This is a genomic window from Alteromonas sp. M12, from assembly GCF_037478005.1.
Classification (GTDB): Bacteria; Pseudomonadota; Gammaproteobacteria; order Enterobacterales; family Alteromonadaceae; genus Aliiglaciecola; species Aliiglaciecola lipolytica_A.
Genome location: NZ_CP144164.1, coordinates 4,031,762 through 4,052,396, shown reverse-complemented (window position 1 = coordinate 4,052,396; position 20,635 = coordinate 4,031,762). Strand labels below are relative to the sequence as shown.

The following is a 20,635-nucleotide window of genomic DNA, read 5'->3' as shown; positions in this document are numbered from 1 at the left end:
TAGTTGGCAGTGTTGTCGCAGTCAAATAGTTTCGCAATTTGAGCTCAGCCCACATCAAGTAAAAAGGCTGTTTATTTATCAAGGGCCATTACAAATACTTTCGAATTTCTTTGAAAGTTATATAACAACTTTTTCGATTCAGGCAGCGCATCAATGCTGGCCAAAACGAATCCTTGTTCTTGAAACCAATGTGCAGTCACTGTCGTCAGCACAAAAATACTCTCTAAACCCTGCTCAATGGCATCTTGTCGAATTGCTTCGAGCAGACGTTCAGCACGACTTTTGCCGCGATAATCACCATGGGTAGCAACACAGGCAAGCTCACCAGTACCATCCTGCGGGTAAGGATAAAAGGCAGCACAGGCGATAATCATACCGTCTCGCTCAATGACCGTGAACTGTTCAATTTCCGCTTCAAGGAGTTCTCGAGAACGTTTAACCAGAATACCTTTTTCTTCAAGAGGATTGATCAGTTGTAGGATCCCGCCCACATCTTCAATTCGTGCTTTTCTAAGTTGCTCGTAATGGCGTTTAGAAACAAGCGAGCCTGAACCGTCACGGGTGAACAACTCCTGCAATAAGGCGCCGTCCTTTTTGTAACTGACACAGTGACAGCGAGGAATATCAGCGGCTATTGTCTGGTTAATGGCATCCAATATTCCTAACTGGTCTTCTCTGGCACCTTCTTCAAGCAAATCAGATAATTGGGCTGAATCGATATTACGACGCAGCTTTCCTGTTTCATCTAAAATGCCCTGATGTTCAGAAAAAACAATCAACTTATCGGCGTTTAAGCTGATGGCAGCCTGTGTGGCGACATCTTCATGAGATAAGTTGAAGACTTCGCCCGTAGACGAGTAACCCATGGGTGAAAGCAATACGATTGAACCATCCTGAAGATGATCGTTGATGCCCATCACGTCAATTCGTCTTACCACACCGGTATGCTCAAAATCGACGCCTTCTCTAACGCCCATGGGCATAGCCACAACCAAATTACCAGAACACACACGAATATGAGCTCCGTGCATTGGCGAGTTAGCTAGCCCCATGGTTAATAGCGCCTCGATTTGCGAGCGCACCGAGCCTGCAGCGTCTTTTACAGATTCCAAGGTTTGTTTGTCGGTGAGACGAATATTATTGTTGAAACGTTTTTCAACCCCTCGTAATGCAATGCGCTGATCGATTTGTGGCCTTGCACCGTGCACTAAAACAAGCTTCACACCCAAACTGTTGAGTAAGGCTATATCATTGATAATGTTAGGAAAATTAACATCCTCAACGGCCTCGCCACCAAACATTAAAACAAACGTTTTGCCCCTATGAGAATTAATATAGGGTGCTGAGTTGCGAAACAACCTAACGCCATCAATGTCTGACATCACCATCTTTCGTTCCTCAGCTCTTTAAACTTTTCAGTTCTGCATCAAGGGCTGCAAACACTGGATGAGCACCTGTGCCACCTAAAATATTGCGTTTGTCCACTAAGTATTCAAGCTCTAATACAGCATATACATCATCTTCAATTACTGAACTGAAGGTTTGCAATTCAGCTATGCTTAAATTTTCAATGGGTTTGTTTTGCTCAATGGCTGCTAGAACAATTTGACCAGAAATATCGTGTGCCGTCCTAAATGGAATACCTTTAGCAACAAGGTAATCTGCCATTTCGGTAGCATTGGCATAACCTTGTTTGGCCGCCTGAGCAGTCCGTTGAGCATCTAACTCAATAGTGTCTACCACTTCTGCAGCGATACACAAACAGATATGCCATTGATTAACTGCATCAAAGGCACCTTCTTTGTCTTCTTGCATGTCTTTGTTATAAGCCAAGGGAAGACCCTTCATGGTAACCAACAAACCTTGTAAGCTTCCAAATACTCTGCCGCATTTTCCGCGCATCAATTCTAATGCATCTGGATTTTTCTTTTGCGGCATTAATGACGAGCCTGAAGTGACTGCATCACCAAGGGTGATAAAGCCGGCTTCGCCAGAGTTAAAGAAAATAAGATCTTCAGCCATGCGCGATAAATGCATCATTGAAGTACTGGCACAAAACAATAGTTCTAAAACATAGTCTCGATCGGATACGGCGTCTAAACTGTTGGCGCAAGGAGAGCCAAAGCTCAGCTGTTCAGCAATTTCCTGACGATCAATGGCGTAAACCGTGCCGGCTAGCGCGCCACTGCCTAATGGGCATTGATTCATTCTTACCAGCAAATCCTCTAAACGACTAATGTCGCGTTTGATCATCTCAACATAAGCCAAACACCAATGCGGGTATCGTACTGGTTGAGCTCGTTGTAAATGGGTGTAACCAGGTAAGATGACGTCTCTGTTGCGATCAGCAGATAATACCAGCGCACTTTTAATTGCCAGTAAATCGTCTTTCAAGCTTTCTAGGTGCTCTTTACACCACAATCGAAAGTCGGTAGCGACTTGATCGTTACGACTGCGACCGGTATGAAGCTTTCTTCCCAGATCACCAAGTTTTTCAATTAACGCAGACTCAATGAAACTGTGAATATCTTCTTCACTACTGGCATCAAAATCCAATTCATCTGCTTCGGCTTTGCTTAGCAATTCATTTAAAGCAGCTTCTATTTGTTGCTGTTCTTGAGTGGTCAATACACCTGCTTTAGCAATGGCACGTGACCACACAATTGAACCGCGAATATCTTGGCTGGCCAAAATCCGATCAAAGGGCAACGAGTCGTTGACCTGTTTGAACATATTACTGCTGCCCTCTTGAAAGCGGCCTCCCCATAAACCCATGACTAGTTTCCTTTATTCGCGTCGCGCGCTTTTTTATTTAAGGTTGCAATACGACTTGATAAGCTGAACAAACGAATAAATCCTTCAGCATGTTTTTGGTCATACACATCGTCTTGTCCGAAGGTGGCAAAATCTTCTGAATACAAGCTATTTGGTGAACGACGTTGAGTAACAGTAGCGCGACCTTTATATAGCTTAATGACGATGTCACCAGTAACTTGTTGCGCAAATACTTCGGCACCTGCTAACAATGAGTCGGAAAGAGCAGTAAACCAACGTCCGTCATACATCACGTGTGAAAACTCTAAACCTAAATATTCACGGTGTTTTAATGCTGCTTTATCTAAAACCATGCACTCTAGCGCTTTATACGCAGCCATAATGACTGTGCCGCCAGGAGTTTCATAACATCCACGAGACTTCATGCCGACTAAGCGGTTTTCAACGATATCGATTCGGCCAACACCATGTTTGGCTGCAATTTTGTTCAGTTCAACTAGCGCGTTATATGGCGAAAGAGCAACACCGTTAACTGTAGTAAGTTGTCCTTTATCAAAACTTAGGGAAACGCTTTCAGGCTTGTCTGGCGCATCTTCTGGATCGACGGTCATGGTCCAAATGCCTTTGGTTGGTTCACACCAAGGATCCTCTAATTCACCACCTTCATGAGAGATGTGCCAAGCGTTTGCATCACGGCTGTATATTTTAGTGGCAGAAGCACTGGTTTTAATATCACGTTTTGCTAGGTAATCTAATAAGTCTTCACGTGAAACCATATCCCACTCACGCCAAGGTGCAATAACTTGTAAGTCAGGTGCTAGAGCTGCAAAAGTACTTTCGAAACGTACTTGGTCGTTACCTTTACCAGTACAACCGTGGCATAGCGCGTCTGCGCCTACTTTACGGGCAATTTCTACTTGTGCTTTCGCAATTACTGGACGAGCCATTGAAGTACCTAGTAAATATTCACCTTCGTATACCGCGCCAGTTTTGATTGTTGGATAAATATAGTCAGCAACAAACTCTTCTTTCAAATCAACGATATAACATTCGCTGGCACCGGTTTTAATGGCTTTTTCACGAAGACCTTCTAATTCTTCATCGCCTTGGCCAACATCTGCCGCAAAGGCGACTACTTCACAATCATAATTTTCTTTCAACCATGGAATAATGGCAGAGGTATCTAAGCCGCCTGAATAGGCTAAAACAACTTTTTTAACGTCGGGTTTTGACATAACTATTTCCTAAATAAACTTGTGTTGATTTGTAGTTTGAACAAATCAGCTTCAACAGATTGATTTTTTAAAATGAACTTCGAGTCACTCAATTTTAAGCTAACAACGTTACTAGAATGGCATTTTGGCCATGCATTCTATTTTCAGCTTGTTGCATTAATAATGATTTATCGCTATCAATTAAAGTACCGCTAATTTCTAAATCACGATGAGCGGGTTGGCAATGCATAACGTATTGTGCACCGGTTAATGCCATCATAGCTTCGTCGACTTTGTATGGGTCAAAAATGCGTTTAATATCTGATAACGGTGTTTCATCTCCCATTGATAACCACGTATCAGCATAAAGTACATTGGCACCTTTAGCGTCTTCGACGTTATTACTTTGGATGATTTTTGCACCAGATTTTTCTGCAATTTTTTGGCTTAATTCAAATATCCCTTGATCAACTTCGTAACCTGCAGGGGTAACACTAACGATATTCACCCCAAGTATAGCGCCAACCAGCAATAGTGAATGGGTAACGTTATTGCCATCACCTACATAAGCTAAGGTTAAGTTTTCTAATGAACCATAGGTTTCTTGTAAGGTGAGAAAATCAGCTATTGCTTGGCACGGGTGATAGAGGTCGCATAACGCGTTGATTACCGGTACTTTAGAAGCTTGACTAAACTGCACTAAGGTATCATGACTAAACACTCTGGCAACAATCGCATCTGCCCAACAAGCTAAATTTGCTGCTGTGTCTTTGGCGTCTTCTCGGCCAGCTAGTTTACCAGCCTGGGAGTCAAGGTAAACCATGTGTCCACCGAGTTTATTGATACCAATATCAAAACTAACACGGGTACGCAAAGAGGGTTTCTCGAACAAAGCCGCAATTGATTTTCCAGCCAAAACTTGATTGTGTTCTTCAGGCGCAGCTTTAATTTTTGCCGCTAGCGCCAACAAATTATTTAAATCCTGCGAACTCCAATCTTTAAACGTTAATAGGTCCTGTTTCATTTGTTTTCCTTAGACGATGGGAAAATAGTTGTTCCTGCAGAAGCGTTTTCTTCAGTTGGAGTATCTTGGGTTAAAATATCAAGGTTTTTCCAACTTGCTATAGTCACAGACTGTCCTATTTGATTCGCCGCATCTAATGCCGCTTCTACTTTCACTGTCATACCATCGCGAATAACACCATCTGATATCAAAGTTTCAATATCGTCAGACGTGAGTTTATTAATAAGTGACTTATTCTGATCGAGCACACCTGCTACATCTGATAACAAAACTAGTTGTGCATTAAGCAGTTTGGCAATGGCTGTTGCTGCTTGATCGGCGTTGATATTAAGCAATTCACCCTGGTCATCTGCTCCAATGGAGCTCACTATGGGTAAAAAGCCAGCTGCCAACAGAGTCGTCAGTAAAGTTTGATCAACAGGCTCTGCAGAACCTACATTGCCTAATTCTTCACTGATTTGATGGCAATTGGTAATGTTACCATCCAATAAACTTAATCCCACAGGGATAAGTCCACTTTTTTTCGCTAATGCACACAAGTTCTTATTGGCTGTGCCGGCTAAAGCACCGACGACATAATCAATTTGTGATTTCGGCGTGACTCTCAGACCATTTAGTTTATGACTGCTAAGTGACAGATTTTTTAAAAGCTTCTCAACACTGCTGCCACCACCATGAACTAACACTATTGGCTGTTGTTCTTGAGCGGCATAAAGCGCGGCAAAAAAGTCTGCGGAAATACTTGGGTCATCTAAAAATGCACCACCAACTTTGATAACTTTTACTTTCATTTACTCACCTCAGCAATTAATCCAGTAGGAGATGCAAAACCGAAACTTAAGTTAGCACATTGAATTGCTTGAGATGCTGCACCTTTTAACAAGTTGTCGATGGCACTGCCAATGACTAAATATCCAGATTTTTCATCTAACTTCCAATGCAGATCACAGTGCGCAGTATTCACTACATCATCTAACTTAGGAAAATGATTTAGTAAACGGATAATAGGTTTATCACTGTAGGCTTTTTGGTAAGCATCCGATACTTGCTCTTTGCTGGTGCCAGCAACTGTTTTCACCGTAATTGTGGCCAATATTCCGCGCTTAAAATTACCTAAATGGGGAGTAAATATAACGTCGGTACCTAAGGCTTGGCTAATTTCTGGCTGGTGGCGATGGCCAAGAACACCATATGCTTGCAGGCTCACTTCGCAATAGCTATTTCCCAAAGCGGCTTTTCTTCCCGCACCACTAACACCAGATACCGCATTAATAATTGGACGATGCTGGCTGTCTAACAGATTTGAATTAAACAAAGGCTTGAGCGCTGATAGCGAAGCTGTAGGGTAGCAACCTGGCACTGCTACTAGCGATGCCTCAGCAATAGACGCTGCATTCCATTCAGCTAACCCGTAGACCGCTTTTTCAAGTAACGGTTTATGCTGGTGTGCAAATCCATAAAAGTCTGCAAACACGTCTGCATCTTTAATTCTGAACGCCCCTGATAAATCGAATATTTTTGCTTTTCCTGCCGTTAATATAGGCATCCAGTCGTGGCTGGCTTCGTGAGGTGTGGCTAAAAATATGGCATCTAAAGAATCTGCGAGCTCGCTTAACAGACCATCATTAATGGGTAAAACCTTAGTGTCGACTAAACCGCTTAAAGAGGGGTGGAGCTGACTTAAAGCTTTATTTGCATCTTGACTGTTTTGCGAAACAAACAATCCTGCTAGCTCAAATTTAGGATGCAAGGTTAATATTCTGGCGAGTTCTGCGCCTGTATATCCACTTGCTCCGATTACACATGCTTTCAACATAATGATGTCTACCGATAATTTTTGAAAATGTTAACTTAGAAAAATAAAAAAAGCGCCCCAATCCTTTAAAAACTTCTTCTATATCAAAGGAGAGGAGCGTGCTACGCAACCAAAATTAGATTCGTCGGACAGACGTACAAGCGTAGCAAGGCAGGGAGTTATTTGTGCTCATAGTTCTCATTTATTCTCTATTCATCAATTTTCAGGCAATATGCACTGTAATTGATCGTTAAGGTTTAAAAATCAGTTTAAAACTGGTTCTTTGTTGCATGGACGTAGCATGCCATCAATGTTATAAATATGCAATAAAAGTGAATAATTATATTTTAAGGTTCTTATGCCAAATTTAACTTTCTTAGAAGTTTATGAAAAAATCATTTCCATCCCTACAATAAGTGCCGTAGACGAAGATCTAGATATGAGTAATCGTCAGTTAATCGACTATTTAGGGAATCTTTTTTCAGACTTAGGTTTTAGCATTTCTATTCAAAAAGTGCCTGAAGCACGGAATAAATTCAATTTATTAGCCAAACTCGGCACGGGCAAGGGCGGTCTGCTGTTAGCTGGTCACTCAGATACAGTGCCATTTGATGAAGGTCGATGGAATAGCGACCCATTTATACTGCAGCAAAAAAATGATTCCTTTTATGGTTTAGGGACCTGCGACATGAAAGGATTTTTTGCTTTTATTTTGGAAGCTTTAAAAGATATTCCTTTAAAAAAGCTGCAAAAACCACTGTATATTTTAGCCACAGCCGATGAAGAAACCTCTATGGCCGGAGCTAGGTTTTTTGCTCAACAACAGTTAATTAAACCTGATATGGCTATCATTGGTGAACCCACAGAGCTGAAACCAATCGGTAAACATAAAGGACATATGGCGCAGAGCCTAAATATTACTGGAAAAGCTGGCCATTCCAGCGATCCAGATAAAGGCGTAAACGCCATTGAAATTATGCAAATGGCAATACAGCAGCTACTCACATTACGTGACCAACTTGCCAAAAATTACCGCGACGAAAGTTTTAGTGTTCCCCAAGCAACGATGAATTTAGGGCATATTCATGGCGGCGATGGCGAAAATCGAATTTGTGGACATTGCAAACTTAACTTTGATATTCGCTGTGTACCTGGATTGAGTGATGAAGAAGCAATTGCATTGATTGATGAAGCGCTGTTACCTGTTAAACAGGCTTATCCTGACCGCGTAGACATGCAGCTTATGTATCCGACAGCTCCGGCGTTCTCATGTAAGAATGAGCACAATATTATCGCCTTAGCTGAAAAGTTGACGGATTTTAAAGTCACAAATGCTAATTATGCTACTGAGGCTCCTTTTATCAATCAGCTTGGCTGCGATACTTTGGTTTTGGGGCCGGGCAGTATCAATCAAGCCCATCAGCCGGATGAGTTTATATCGTTAGAATATGTGGACCCCACAGTTTCTTTGTTAAAGAATATGATAAAACACGTGTGCTTTAGCGAATCAGCTAGATAAATACTAGGAAATAATATCCATGACTGAATTAGTAAAAAAGACCATTGCTTTAGTGGCTCACGATCACATGAAAGCGGAGTTAGTTGACTGGAGTCGCACCCATATTGAACAATTGAAAAAATATAATTTGGTGGCGACAGGTACAACAGGCGGACTAATCGCCGACAGTTTAGATTTACCTGTTCATCGTTTTAAAAGTGGACCTTTAGGTGGCGACCAACAAATTGGCGCATTAATCGCTGAGCGAAAACTAGATTGTTTAATCTTTTTTTGGGATCCACTCAACCCCGCACCTCATGATCCTGACGTAAAAGCTTTACTTCGATTATGTTCGGTGTGGAATTTGCCTGTAGCTTGTAATCGTTGCACTGCGGATTTAATCATTACTTCGCCGCTGTTTGACAGCGACGAATACTTGAGGACTGTGCCTGATTATTGATAGTCAGTTTATAACTATCAATAATCTTTAACGTAACCAATGTGATAGTTAGAGTTCGTCGTCTTGATGACGTCTCTTCTTATCATGTTTGTCACCACCTTTGCGGTGTTCTCTTTTTTCATCCATTTTCGCCATTTTTGCCTGTTGTTCCTCATCAAGGATATTCCAGATTTGATGGCGCACTTTTGACATGTCTGTCGACATTTGCAAATGAGCTGCTTGAAGTTTCTCACTCACTGCCAACCATGCTGATTGATCAAAAGTTTCACTTCTAACCAGCTGTTGAGCTTGATCGCGATAACCTTTCACCGTTTCACGCTGAGATTCCATAGCCGCTTTTTGGCTTTCAAACAAAGCTTTAATTTTTGCACTTTGCTCGTCGGTTAAGTCGAGTCTCTTGAACATTTTCATCGGCGAAGAACGTTTTTCTCCTTTATGCCCCTTGCCTTTGCGTTCTTTGCCTTTTTCGCTCATGGCACTCAACTTTTGTTGTTGCTCTGCGGTGAGGGTATTCCAGACAGCGTTGCGTTTGGTCGCCGAGCTTAACGCAAGTTGAGATTTAATATCTTGCTCTTGTTGTAACAAACTCACTACCGAATCTTGATCCCAATCAGTAGATCTAATTAAGCTCTTAAGCTGATTTTTGATGTTGTTTAAATCTTGCTTGTAAATTTCACCATCTGCTTTAGATTGCTGCATGATAGTGCGTACATCAAGTTTTTGCTGATCTGTTAAATCTAGCTTTTTGAATACCGCACGCATTGGTGGTTCTGGACGCTCATGCGCTTGAATTGCAAATGCAGTGACGGCTGCGGTAGCAGCTATGGCAATGATTGCTTTAGAAAAAATCAATTTGCTTTTCATGTGTATCACCTTTTGATTAATGTTTAACGAAATAACGACATTTACCTTGTCGTTGATTTGATAAACATTATAGTTACGCCAATGCAAAGAAGTGTCTGGCCATTGTAAAGCTTGTGTAAATAATGTTCTTTTCGTCTGTCACTTAATCAGCTGGAAGCTTACAATTCACCACATAATGTACCAATGACATATAGAATAATTGAGGTTACATGCAAAATAAATCACTACTTGTTATCGATGATGACAAAGAACTGTGCAACTTGTTGATAGAGTATTTGTCGCCCCAAGGATATGAAATAGATCAAGCCAATGATGGTGAGACAGGCTTACAAAAAGCCATCGGGCCGAAACATTACGATTTAATTTTGTTGGACGTGATGTTACCGCAAATTGATGGATTTGAAGTGCTTAAGCGATTACGCACTAGTCATTTAACGCCAGTGTTGATGTTAACAGCTAAAGGCGATGACTTTGATAGAATTTTTGGGTTGGAGCTTGGCGCCGACGATTACTTGCCTAAACCATTTAATCATCGTGAGTTATCGGCTCGGATTAAAGCCATCGTTAGGCGCATGGATTATTTGCCTTCAACAAGCTCTCAGCAACGATTACAAATTGATGATGTTGTATTGAACCCCAATACACAGAGTGTTGAATGTGCTGGAAATATTTTAGAGTTTACCGCTACTGAGTTTTTAATTTTGCATTTGTTGATGATAAACGCAGGTCAAATTGTTAGTAAAAATGATATCAGCGAAAAAGTATTGGGCAGAAAATTGATGGCATTTGATCGCAGTATTGATATGCATGTGAGTAATATTAGGCGTAAATTAATGCAACACAGTGATCAAGAAAAAATTAAAACGGTTAGAGGTACTGGCTATTTGTTCGTGGTTGAACAATGAGGTTTTTAAAAAAGCTTAACCCTGCCAACAGTCTTTTTGGCAAAACGTTTTTATGGTTTTGGTTGGCAGCGATTCTGTTGGGTCTTGTTGGCGCTTGGTTAGCTAAGCAAACCAACTCTAACTACTCAATTAAACCGCTAAATAACGTAGACATTAATCGTATACAGCAAATAGCATCTCGTATTGAGCTAACTGCAGAGCGATTTCCCAAAGCCGAATTAAATCGTTTATTAGGCCGCACGGGGCAAAGAAGCAAAGATGCATTGATGTTAATAGATGCTCAAAGCAAAGAATTTATTTATGGTTTTCCAAGAGAAATGATGCCGTTAAAAGAGCCGTTTTTGGAACTCATTAATGAGACGCAACCTTTTGTTATTCGAACTACGTCAGGGGTCTTTTTTGGGCCAGCTAAAGTCTCGGTAAGAGGACAGACATATTTTCTGTTCACTGGTAAACCGCGCCCTCCAAATCTTGCACGGCAGTTGATGCAGACAAATCCCATAGCGCTTGGCTTAAGCGTATTGCTAGTCAGCGGAAGTCTGTGCGCTTTGTTTGTCTGGTCGCTTGTTCGACCTATTCGACAATTGCAGAAAAGTGCTAGGAAAGTGGCCAATGGTGACTTAACCCAGAACGTAAAATTTGCATCAAAAAGAGGTGACGAGATAGGCGCCTTGGGGCGAGATTTTAATTCTATGACGAAACGCCTTGCCGACTTAATGGGAAGTCAAAAAAGGTTAGTCGCTGATATATCACATGAGTTAAGGTCGCCACTGGCAAGATTGCAACTTGCCATTGGTATTGCTCAAAATCAAAAAGAACAGCTGCCAGAGTCGATTGAAAAACAGCTATTGAGAATCGAAAAAGAAGCACAGCAAATCGATTCAATGATTGGTCAAGTGTTGCGTCTATCTAGATTAGAGGCAGATGTAGCAGTTGAAGATAAACAACTTGTTGGTTTGAAAAGTTGTTTTACAGAGCTTTTCAATGATGCCGAGTTTGAGGCGCAAAATAGTGGTAAGGAATTAATTTTAGGTGACATTCCAGAACTGACTTTAAGTTGTTATCCACACCTACTGAAAAGTGCTGTAGGAAATCTGATTAGTAATGGAATAAAATATTGTTCTACTAAAGTTGAAGTGTCAGTGGTTAATCTGACTACTACACTACAAGTGACGGTAAAAGATGACGGTACAGGTGTACCTTCTTCGGATTTGGAAGATATGTTTAAACCGTTTTATCGGTTGTCTGCGTCACGAAATCGAGATACGGGTGGGGTAGGTTTAGGCTTAGCCATTGTTAAACAAGCGGTAAAATTACACGGCGGTGAAGTCGTAGCCATGAATTCACCAGAAGGTGGATTAATTGTAAACATCACGATTCCGATTAAACAATAATGAGTGAAACCTTTGAGGCGAGATCGCGAGTGAATTGTGTTTGTAGATTGATTCTATGCAACATTGCAGTATTACGCATCTTGATGAGTGATTTAATTGTTAGCGTACAACATGATTGAACAGAGCCAAATCCCAGAAGATGAAACTTTGGTAGAAAAGCGGAATCAGCAATTTATAGAACCGTTTTGGCAAAGAAACGTGATTAACGGTTATTTTCTGGGGAAGCAAAAGGTACGAATTGCCTATGCTTATGTGATCAATCCGAATCCTATTGGAAGCATAGCCATTTCCTCTGGTCGTATTGAAACCTTATTAAAATATAAAGAGCTGGTATTCAATTTGTACCACGCAGGTTTTAGTGTGTTTATTCACGACCATCGAGGACAAGGGTTGTCAGGACGAATGTTAGATGATCCAGAAAAAGGGTATGTGGCTGATTTTGCAGACTACGTTGCTGATTTTAAATTGTTTTTTGACCAAGTTATTAGCCCTAATAGCGTTCATAAACCGATTTTACTTAGCCATTCCATGGGAGCTGCAATTTCTAGTTTGTATTTACTCACACACCCTGGAGACTTCGCTAAATGTATTATGTCGGCTCCGATGTTCGGTATCAGGCCTGCATTACCAAAATGGTTAAGTTGTTTGCTAATTGAAAGTTATACCTTGCTAAACCATGTCTTTGGTAAAAGCCCATGGTATTTTATTGGTCAGTCCAAATATAATCCTAAAGCCTTTGCAATAAATGAATTAACCCATTGCCAACAAAGATACAAAATTTTTCGAGATACCTATGAGGCTAATCCGCAATGCAAGCTAGGTGGGGTCACAACAGCTTGGCTCAAACAGGCTGATAAAACGATGTCATTTATCCAAAAAAATGCTGCCGCAATTACTATTCCAGTGTTGTTATTGCAGGCTGGAGATGATCGGGTCGTGAATAACGCTAAACAAACTCAAGTCGCAGCAAAAATGCTAAATTGTGAGCTTATGCGAATTGAAAATGCGAGTCATGAAATATTCTTCGAAACTGAGGATATTCGTGATCAATCGTTACGGGCAATTTTGAGATTCTTAGCTTAAGCGAATTTGCCGCGGCATAGCTTAAAATAGTGAAGTTGCAGGTTCTTGCGGGCGTAATATTTGTTACACTTAAACAATTAGTTTTCTAGAACCTCGATTAAATATGCTTAGTATTGTTTTATATCAACCGGAAATCCCTCCCAACACCGGAAACATTATTCGTCTGTGCGCAAATACAGGTTACGACTTGCATCTGATTGAACCGCTAGGGTTTGACTGGGATGATAAAAAAGTGCGCAGGGCGGGATTGGATTATCATGAATTTGCTGAGGTTAAACGTCACGCAGATCTAACTGCTTATCTTCAATCCGAAAAACCGCAAAGAGTGTTTGCCTGCACCACTAAAGGTACTAAAAATTTCGCAGATGCTGATTTTAAATTGGGTGATGCGTTACTGTTTGGCCCTGAAACGCGAGGCTTACCTGACGAGGTCATTCAGAATTTACCGGCGGAACAACGCTTAAGAATTCCAATGTTGGCCAAGAGTCGCAGTATGAACTTATCGAATGCGGTTTCGGTTTTTGTTTATGAGTCTTGGCGACAATTGGGTTTTGAAGGGGCTGTTTAAGGAGAGGTTAGCTTAACTAACCTTCTACAGTTGGCTCTCTGCCTAGCAACGTAAGTGCGGCACTTTTCGCTGGTTTCCCTTGATAAAGCACTTGGTAAATCTGCTCAGTAATCGGCATTTCAACAGCTAACTTGTCGGCTAAAATTTTGACTTCTTCTGCATTTCGATAGCCTTCTACAACTTGACCAATACTGTCGATAGCATCTTCAACCGACTTTCCTGTTCCTAAGGCTAATCCAAAACGTCGATTTCGAGATTGATTGTCGGTACAGGTGAGTACAAGGTCGCCTAATCCTGCCATGCCCATGAAGGTTTCAGGTTTAGCTCCCATTTTTAATCCTAAACGGGTAAGCTCAGCAAGTCCTCGGGTGATTAATGCGGTTCTCGCATTTGCACCAAACCCTAAACCATCAGATAACCCGGCACCAATTGCGATCACATTCTTAACCGCACCACCTAATTGAACGCCAATGAAATCGGGATTTTTGTATACCCTGAAGCTTTTTGAACAGTGTAATTTTGCACTAAACTCTTCCGCTAAGAGTTCATCCGTTGACGACAACGAAATAGCGGTTGGTAACCCTGCCACCATTTCTTTGGCAAAGGTTGGTCCTGACAGAACAGCCAAAGGAATATCACTTCCCAAAACTTCCTCTGCAACTTCTTGGAGCAATCTACCAGTTTTTGGTTCCAGCCCTTTTGTCGCCCAAATCAAACGATGCTGATCTGTCAAAAATGGCTTAATTGCTGTTAAAGTTTGCGCAAAGGCATGGCTTGGTACAACGACTAGAATATCTTGGCTGTTGGCAATTGCCGAAGCAAGGTTTGGAATAATTTCCAAGGCGTCAGGAAATATCGCTTCAGGTAAGTATCGTTGGTTGCATCGGGAGGTTTGCATTTCTTTCATCTGCGCGGTATCTCGACCCCACAGATAGGTTTGCACTTCATTTCGTGCAAGACAAAACGCAAGAGCAGTGCCATAAGACCCTGCTCCTAGTACTGTAACGCTTTGCTTATTTAGCATTGTCATTACAATGATTAAGCATCAAGTTTTTGCGCTTGACCTTGCTGTTCTTGGGCACGCTTTTGCATGTAAGCAGCAAAGATTGCATCAAAATTAACCGGTGCAAGGTTTAATGGAGGGAAAGTACCTCGATTAACCAAATTAGAGATAGTTTCTCTTGCATAAGGGAACAAGGTATTTGGGCAGAATGAACCTAAAGTATGCGCTTTATTTGCTTCAGGCATTTCACCAATCATAAAGATACCCGCTTGCTGAACTTCACAAAGGAATGCCGTTTCTTCGCCTAAATTTGCGGTTACTGTAACCGATAAAACGACTTCATAAAGATTCGTTTCTAATTCAACTGTTTTAGTATCTAAATCCAGTTTAATTTCAGGTTTCCACTCTTTTTTGAAAATTGCAGGAGAGTTTGGTGTTTCAAACGAAATGTCTTTTGTGTAAACACGTTGAATTGCAAATTGTGCGTTTTGTTGTGGAGCTTGCTCACCGGCTTGGTTAGCTTGGATATCATCTGCCATGTTAATTTTTCCTTGGTTTACTGCGTTATACGCTAAGTAGGTTGTCTAGTTTATTTTGTGACTCTAGTGCATACATGTCGTCGCAACCACCGATATGCTTGTCATCAATAAAAATTTGTGGAACGGTATAACCGCCATTCGCTCGGGTAATCATGGTGTCACGAAGATCAGGGTTTTGATCAATTCGATATTCTTCGAATGCAACGCCTTTTTCTTCTAGTAATGCCTTTGCACGATGGCAATACGGGCAATAACCTTTGGTATATAGTTCAACTTTGCTCATTGTCAGCCTTAAATCTGTTTATTTCGCAACGGGCAAATTTGCACTCTGCCACGAATTCATTCCACCTTTTAGTACGGAAGCATGACTAAAACCAGCTTTCAATAAAGCTGTTGCTGTCTTTTTAGCTGTCATGCCCATGGCACACACTACAATAATGGGTTTGTCTTTGAATTTTTCAAGGGCGCTAAAGTCAGCGCCATTTAGTTGTTCTGTTTTAATTTGTTTTGCGCCAAGAATATGGCCTTTATTGAACTCTGCAGCCGGGCGAATATCCAACACTACAGCATCTTGTCGATTCATAAGAATCGTTGCTTCGTGGGTGCTAAGTTCTTTGACTTGAGAAAAAATCCCAGCCACATAGCTATAGATAATTAACACTACTAGTGCTACCCAACCAGCAGACAAAAAAGGATGGTTTCCAACAAACTCAATAATTTGATCCATTACTACTTCGGCCCCTTGGCGTAGAAAAAAAGAGTGCAAAGTATATAGAAAATCTATACAGAAACCAGTCCTTGCATAGTGGAATCTGCAATTCAGCTATAACTTAACTGATAAATACTCTTTAAGTGATGTAGTTCACAGGATAAACTGTTGGGGATCTATCAATATGAATGTTCTCAAAACCGATTCAAAAGTCGATAGATGACTTCACTCTTATTAACAACTTTATCAAAAATTACACAGGAGCAACCTATGCCCAACGCGAAAAAGACGCTAGCACTGCTTATATTGGATGGATGGGGACATCGTGAAGATACCGATAAAAACGCCATTGCTAACGCCAATACGCCAGTTTTAGATAAGTTGGTGCAGGAATATCCCAATACGTTTATTTCCGGGTCTGGTCTTGATGTTGGATTGCCACCTGGTCAGATGGGAAACTCTGAGGTAGGGCATGTTAACTTAGGAGCCGGGCGTGTGGTGTATCAGGAATTCACACGTATTAGTAAAGCGATTGAAGATAACGAATTTGAAAGCAATAAGGTTTTGGCTGCATCTGTAGAAAATGCAGTAAATAAAGACAAAGCTGTGCACATTATGGGGCTTTTATCTCCAGGTGGCGTGCACAGTCACGAAGACCATTTATTTGCAATGGTCAAAATGGCTGTCCATAAAGGTGCTAAAAAAGTCTTTTTACATTGCTTCCTTGATGGTCGAGACACAGCACCAAAAAGTGCAAAGGAATCTTTGCAAAAAGCTGACGAGTTATTTAAAACTCTGGGTGTAGGTAAAATTGCAACTTTAATCGGTCGTTATTATGCGATGGATAGAGATGAGCGATGGGAACGGGTTCAAGCGGCTTATGATTTAATTTCTCAAGGCAAAAGTGAATACCAATATGCGTCCGCAATAGAAGCACTTGAGGCTTCTTACGAGCGTGATGAAAAAGATGAGTTTGTTAAACCTACCATTATTGGTGATGCCGTTAAGGTTGAAGACGGCGATTCACTGATCTTTATGAATTTCAGAGCGGACCGTGCAAGAGAGATAACTCGTGCTTTTGTTGAGCCAGAATTTAGCGGTTTTGAACGGGAATATTGCCCTAAAAATCTAAACTTTGTGATGTTGACTCAGTATGCGGATTCTATCGATGCCCCTTCAGCTTACCCTCCCGAACCATTGGTTAATGTGATGGGCGATTGGTTGGCGCAGCATCATAAAACGCAATTACGTATCTCCGAAACAGAAAAATATGCTCACGTTACTTTCTTTTTCAGTGGCGGTCGTGAATCTGAGTATGAAGGTGAAGAGCGTATTTTGATTCCGTCTCCAAAGGTAGCAACATACGATTTGCAGCCGGAAATGAACTCTAAGTTGCTAACCGATAAGTTGGTTGAGGCAATCGAATCGGGCAAGTACGATGCAATCATTTGTAATTATCCAAATGGCGACATGGTAGGCCACACAGGCGTATATGAAGCGGCTATAAAAGCTGTTGAAGCTGTCGATAGCTGCATTGGACGGGTAACGGAAGCATTGAAGAAAGTTGGCGGCGAGTGTCTGATTACAGCTGACCATGGAAACGCTGAACAAATGGTCAATGCTAAGACTGGACAAGCGCATACCGCTCACACCAGTGAGTTGGTGCCTTTTATTTATGTAGGTCGAGATGCAGATGTTCGCACGGGTGGAACCTTGAGTGACGTAGCACCCACTATGTTGCACCTCATGGGCATGGAGCAACCAAAAGAAATGACTGGCAAACCCATTATGACCCTTAAAAATTGATGTTACATGTAAATTTGTACACAGTTTAAGATGATACATATTCGTGTTTTACTCCGGCTACTGTGTTTTGCAGTGGTTGGAGTTTGTTTGTCTGTTAGTGCCCAACAAACTGAAGAATTAAAAGATATTCAGGCTCAGATTAAACAAAAACAGCAGCAAATTAAAAAGCAACTTGCCGAAGCAAAACAGTTACAGCAGCAATTAAAAGCTGCTGAACTGAATATCGCGCGAACAGTAGAGAAGATCGAAAATACCCGCAACGAGTTACGCAATAATCAGCGTCAACACAAAGAGCTGGTTAATCAGCAAAAATCCTTACAATCACAAGTAAAACAACAGCAACAAGCCCTAGCAAGCCAGTTAAAAAGTATGTACATGGTGGGTGAAAATGATTTCGCTAAGATGTTGTTTAATCTTGAAGATGCATCAAAAATGGAGCGGACTTTTAGTTATTATCGCTACTTAACCGAGGCGAGAAAAAAACAAATTGATGCGTTTCGCAATTTAGTGACTGAACTTCGAGAGGTTTCAGAACAACTCTTAGCCAAACAGCATGAGTTGGAAATATTAGAAAAAGAACTAACTCAGCAACAAGTGCAACTTCAGCAGCAGCAAGATTTGCGACAAATTACGTTAACCAAAATTGAAAAACAAATTGATTCTGAAGCGGCAAAAATAGAACAACTACAAATCAATGAACAGGCGCTACTTAAAGCGATTGAAGAGGCTGAGCGTAACGCTAAGCAAGGGCCTTTGAACTTAACTGGATTAGCAGGCCTTAAAGGGAAATTACTATTACCGACGCAAGGTAAAATGCGTAATATGTTTGGTCGAATTCGACAGGGACAAATTCGTTGGAAAGGAGTGTTGTTTAACGGCAATACTGGGGCTCCCGTGCGAGCAGTGCATGCAGGTAGAGTTTTGTATGCTGATTGGCTTCGGGGATTTGGTTTGGTTACTGTATTGAGTCATGGTGATGGTTATATGAGCTTGTACGGGCATAATCAGGCGTTGTTGAAAAAGGTTGGAGACACTGTGCAAAGTGGCGAAACCATTGCGCTGGTTGGACAAAGTGGTGGACAAAGTAGCCCTAACTTATATTTCGAAATTCGTCACAAAGGGACGCCAATTAATCCAAGCCAATGGCTTAAAAAATAATAACTCACATGACATATACTAAGAATTAATCACTATCGTGCATTATATTAAAAAACAGTTACGCAAATTAGCCTGTATGGCTCTATTATATTTCCCAATGTTCCCCTTGTTGGCTGCGGAAATTGCGTTGATTATCGATGATATGGGAAACACTAAGCGTGACGAGGCGGCTTTCAACTTGCCTAAAGAGGTGGCATTTTCAATCTTGCCCCTTACCCATTTATCCGAAAAATTTTCCCGTAAAGCGGCATTCCAAAAACGCGACGTCATGCTGCATATTCCCATGGAGTCGCTGGCCGGAAAACGATTAGGTCCAGGAGCCTTAACCGCAGATATGTCTGCTGAATCTATCCGACAAACACTCATGCAGGCGCTGGCAACTGTGCCTGATGCTATCGGAGTGAACAATCATATGGGCAGTAAACTAACGCAACTTAGTTTACCGATGAATGTCACAATGGAATTCTTAGCTCAGCACCACCTATTTTTCGTGGATAGTAGAACAACGCGATATAGTAAAGCGCTAAAAATCGCGCAACAAAATGGTGTGTTAAGTGCACCACGCAACGTATTTTTAGATAATGATAGTCGAGTTGAAGAAATCGATGTTCAATTTCAACGATTACTTCAACTGGCCAAACAACACGGTCACGCAGTAGGGATTGCGCATCCTTACCCGCAAACTGTGGCCTATTTGCAAAAAGCTTTGCTGTCAGTCGACAAACTGAATGTACAATTAGTTACTATCAGCGAGCTATTGCATACTCAACACCTCGCAGTGGTCCAAGACGTAAATATAAAATCGCGTCGAGTATCATCTGAACTTGAATAAACTCAAAGCAGATAAAAGGAATAATTATGGCTGCTTCTAATCTACTCGCTTTAATTGATGATATTGCCACTATTCTTGATGATGTCGCTGTGCTTTCCAAAGTTGCAGCGAAAAAAACCGCCGGTGTCTTGGGGGATGATCTTGCTTTGAACGCCGAGCAAGTTTCTGGTGTAAAAGCTGATCGGGAATTACCAGTGGTGTGGGCTGTCGCTAAAGGCTCATTTTTAAATAAACTCATTTTAGTGCCCGCAGCTTTAGCAATTAGCGCATTTTTACCTGTGTTAATCACCGTTTTGATGGTTATTGGTGGCTTATATTTAAGTTTTGAAGGTTTTGAAAAGGTATTCCATAAGTTCTTCCACTCCAAAGAAGAGTTACAGGCCGAGCATGCAGAAAAGATAAAAGCTTTGGCAGATCCTAACGTTGATCTCGTTGCTTTAGAAAAAGATAAAATTAAGGGCGCAATTCGCACTGATTTTATTCTTTCTGCTGAAATAATTGTAATAGTACTGGGCACTGTAAAAGACGAAGTTTTCATGACCCAGTTGGCGGTGGTATCTGGGCTGGCGTTACTTATAACCGTGGGGGTCTATGGTCTAGTCGCTGGTATTGTGAAATTGGATGACTTGGGACTCTATCTACTGCGTAAATCGATAACCGGCAAGTTTGATACACTGCAACGCACCTTAGGTAGAGGACTATTAATGTTTGCCCCTATGCTGATGAAAACCTTAGCTATTGTTGGGACTGCTGCCATGTTTCTGGTTGGTGGTGGCATATTGGTGCATAGTATTCCAACTATTCATCATGTGGTTCATGAAATAGTCGCTTGGCTTGAAACCCTATTTGGCAGTGTTAGTCAAAGCGTTGCCCCAATTTTACTCGAAGGTTTAACCGGGGTAATGGCCGGTGCTGTAGTGATGCTTGTTGTGACCTTCGCCACTAAACTGAAAAAATCTTCCTAAAATGAAGTAATAGGTCGCTCAACAAAGCACAAAACCGATTGTT

Annotated in this window: 21 protein-coding genes; 10 read left to right on the top strand and 11 right to left on the bottom strand. The window is 41.4% G+C overall.

Annotated elements, in window-relative coordinates; all coding sequences use genetic code 11:
• Window positions 1–71 precede the first annotated feature (71 nt).
• The 6 genes from argA to argC all read right to left on the bottom strand — a co-directional run bounded on the left by argA (window position 72) and on the right by argC (window position 6,829).
• On the bottom strand, window positions 72–1,388 hold the full coding sequence (argA, locus tag VUI23_RS17295) for an amino-acid N-acetyltransferase (RefSeq protein ID WP_216048812.1): 1,317 nt from the start codon (window positions 1,386–1,388) through the stop codon (window positions 72–74).
• A gap of 10 nt (window positions 1,389–1,398) precedes the next feature.
• Window positions 1,399–2,775, bottom strand: coding sequence for an argininosuccinate lyase (argH, locus tag VUI23_RS17290; protein ID WP_216048811.1), 1,377 nt, complete (start codon window positions 2,773–2,775; stop codon window positions 1,399–1,401).
• 2 nt (window positions 2,776–2,777) lie between these two features.
• Complete coding sequence (locus VUI23_RS17285; protein ID WP_216048810.1) at window positions 2,778–4,010, bottom strand: argininosuccinate synthase; 1,233 nt, start codon at window positions 4,008–4,010, stop codon at window positions 2,778–2,780.
• Between the two features lie 94 nt (window positions 4,011–4,104).
• Window positions 4,105–5,013, bottom strand: a complete 909-nt coding sequence (locus VUI23_RS17280) for an ornithine carbamoyltransferase (RefSeq protein ID WP_216048809.1) — start codon at window positions 5,011–5,013, stop codon at window positions 4,105–4,107.
• Complete coding sequence (gene argB / locus VUI23_RS17275) at window positions 5,010–5,804, bottom strand: acetylglutamate kinase (protein ID WP_342805157.1); 795 nt, start codon at window positions 5,802–5,804, stop codon at window positions 5,010–5,012. Before argB ends, VUI23_RS17280 begins: the two co-directional genes overlap by 4 nt.
• Window positions 5,801–6,829 carry an N-acetyl-gamma-glutamyl-phosphate reductase gene (argC, locus tag VUI23_RS17270; protein ID WP_216048807.1) on the bottom strand — a complete coding sequence of 343 codons (1,029 nt, stop codon included), beginning with the start codon at window positions 6,827–6,829 and terminating at the stop codon, window positions 5,801–5,803. The genes argB and argC overlap by 4 nt, the downstream gene beginning before the upstream one ends.
• A 337-nt stretch (window positions 6,830–7,166) precedes the next feature.
• Between argC and argE the strand changes: the two genes are divergently transcribed.
• Together argE and VUI23_RS17260 are read left to right on the top strand one after the other, a co-directional pair.
• A complete protein-coding gene (argE, locus tag VUI23_RS17265) occupies window positions 7,167–8,327 on the top strand; it encodes an acetylornithine deacetylase (RefSeq protein WP_216048806.1) in 1,161 nt (386 codons plus the stop codon).
• Between the two features lie 19 nt (window positions 8,328–8,346).
• On the top strand, window positions 8,347–8,766 hold the full coding sequence (locus VUI23_RS17260) for a methylglyoxal synthase (RefSeq protein ID WP_216048805.1): 420 nt from the start codon (window positions 8,347–8,349) through the stop codon (window positions 8,764–8,766).
• 48 nt (window positions 8,767–8,814) lie between these two features.
• On the opposite strand, the gene VUI23_RS17255 is transcribed toward VUI23_RS17260, so the two are convergent.
• Window positions 8,815–9,630, bottom strand: a complete 816-nt coding sequence (locus VUI23_RS17255; protein ID WP_303499261.1) for a Spy/CpxP family protein refolding chaperone — start codon at window positions 9,628–9,630, stop codon at window positions 8,815–8,817.
• Window positions 9,631–9,839: 209 nt separating this feature from the next.
• Between VUI23_RS17255 and VUI23_RS17250 the strand changes: the two genes are divergently transcribed.
• The 4 genes from VUI23_RS17250 (at window position 9,840) to trmL (ending at window position 13,580) form a co-directional block, all read left to right on the top strand.
• Window positions 9,840–10,535 carry a response regulator transcription factor gene (locus VUI23_RS17250; protein WP_342805155.1) on the top strand — a complete coding sequence of 232 codons (696 nt, stop codon included), beginning with the start codon at window positions 9,840–9,842 and terminating at the stop codon, window positions 10,533–10,535.
• Window positions 10,532–11,929 (top strand): ATP-binding protein, encoded by a 1,398-nt coding sequence (locus VUI23_RS17245; RefSeq protein ID WP_303499263.1) that lies wholly within the window; start codon window positions 10,532–10,534, stop codon window positions 11,927–11,929. The genes VUI23_RS17250 and VUI23_RS17245 overlap by 4 nt, the downstream gene beginning before the upstream one ends.
• Window positions 11,930–12,040: 111 nt before the next feature.
• Window positions 12,041–13,012 (top strand): alpha/beta fold hydrolase, encoded by a 972-nt coding sequence (locus VUI23_RS17240; protein WP_342805153.1) that lies wholly within the window; start codon window positions 12,041–12,043, stop codon window positions 13,010–13,012.
• Between the two features lie 103 nt (window positions 13,013–13,115).
• Complete coding sequence (gene trmL / locus VUI23_RS17235) at window positions 13,116–13,580, top strand: tRNA (uridine(34)/cytosine(34)/5-carboxymethylaminomethyluridine(34)-2'-O)-methyltransferase TrmL (RefSeq protein ID WP_216048800.1); 465 nt, start codon at window positions 13,116–13,118, stop codon at window positions 13,578–13,580.
• A gap of 16 nt (window positions 13,581–13,596) precedes the next feature.
• Here trmL and gpsA read toward each other — a convergent pair whose 3' ends face one another.
• From gpsA to VUI23_RS17215, 4 genes are read right to left on the bottom strand one after another with little or no spacing between them, the layout of a single operon-like run.
• Entirely contained in the window at window positions 13,597–14,610 is a 1,014-nt protein-coding gene (gpsA, locus tag VUI23_RS17230; protein ID WP_216048799.1) for an NAD(P)H-dependent glycerol-3-phosphate dehydrogenase, read from the bottom strand.
• A gap of 8 nt (window positions 14,611–14,618) precedes the next feature.
• Window positions 14,619–15,122: a protein-export chaperone SecB gene (gene secB / locus VUI23_RS17225; RefSeq protein ID WP_216048798.1), complete on the bottom strand. Its 504-nt coding sequence runs from the start codon at window positions 15,120–15,122 to the stop codon at window positions 14,619–14,621.
• 25 nt (window positions 15,123–15,147) lie between these two features.
• Window positions 15,148–15,405 carry a glutaredoxin 3 gene (gene grxC / locus VUI23_RS17220; RefSeq protein ID WP_216048797.1) on the bottom strand — a complete coding sequence of 86 codons (258 nt, stop codon included), beginning with the start codon at window positions 15,403–15,405 and terminating at the stop codon, window positions 15,148–15,150.
• Window positions 15,406–15,423: 18 nt separating this feature from the next.
• On the bottom strand, window positions 15,424–15,849 hold the full coding sequence (locus VUI23_RS17215) for a rhodanese-like domain-containing protein (protein ID WP_216048796.1): 426 nt from the start codon (window positions 15,847–15,849) through the stop codon (window positions 15,424–15,426).
• Between the two features lie 252 nt (window positions 15,850–16,101).
• Here VUI23_RS17215 and gpmI point away from each other — a divergent pair, with 252 nt between their 5' ends.
• From gpmI to VUI23_RS17195, 4 genes are all read left to right on the top strand, one after another.
• Complete coding sequence (gene gpmI / locus VUI23_RS17210) at window positions 16,102–17,637, top strand: 2,3-bisphosphoglycerate-independent phosphoglycerate mutase (protein WP_342805151.1); 1,536 nt, start codon at window positions 16,102–16,104, stop codon at window positions 17,635–17,637.
• An 87-nt stretch (window positions 17,638–17,724) separates the two neighbouring features.
• Window positions 17,725–18,795, top strand: coding sequence for a peptidoglycan DD-metalloendopeptidase family protein (locus VUI23_RS17205; RefSeq protein WP_342805149.1), 1,071 nt, complete (start codon window positions 17,725–17,727; stop codon window positions 18,793–18,795).
• A gap of 76 nt (window positions 18,796–18,871) precedes the next feature.
• Window positions 18,872–19,627, top strand: coding sequence for a divergent polysaccharide deacetylase family protein (locus VUI23_RS17200; protein WP_342805147.1), 756 nt, complete (start codon window positions 18,872–18,874; stop codon window positions 19,625–19,627).
• A 26-nt stretch (window positions 19,628–19,653) separates the two neighbouring features.
• Window positions 19,654–20,592 (top strand): DUF808 domain-containing protein, encoded by a 939-nt coding sequence (locus VUI23_RS17195; RefSeq protein ID WP_216048792.1) that lies wholly within the window; start codon window positions 19,654–19,656, stop codon window positions 20,590–20,592.
• The last annotated feature ends 43 nt before the right edge of the window (window positions 20,593–20,635 follow it).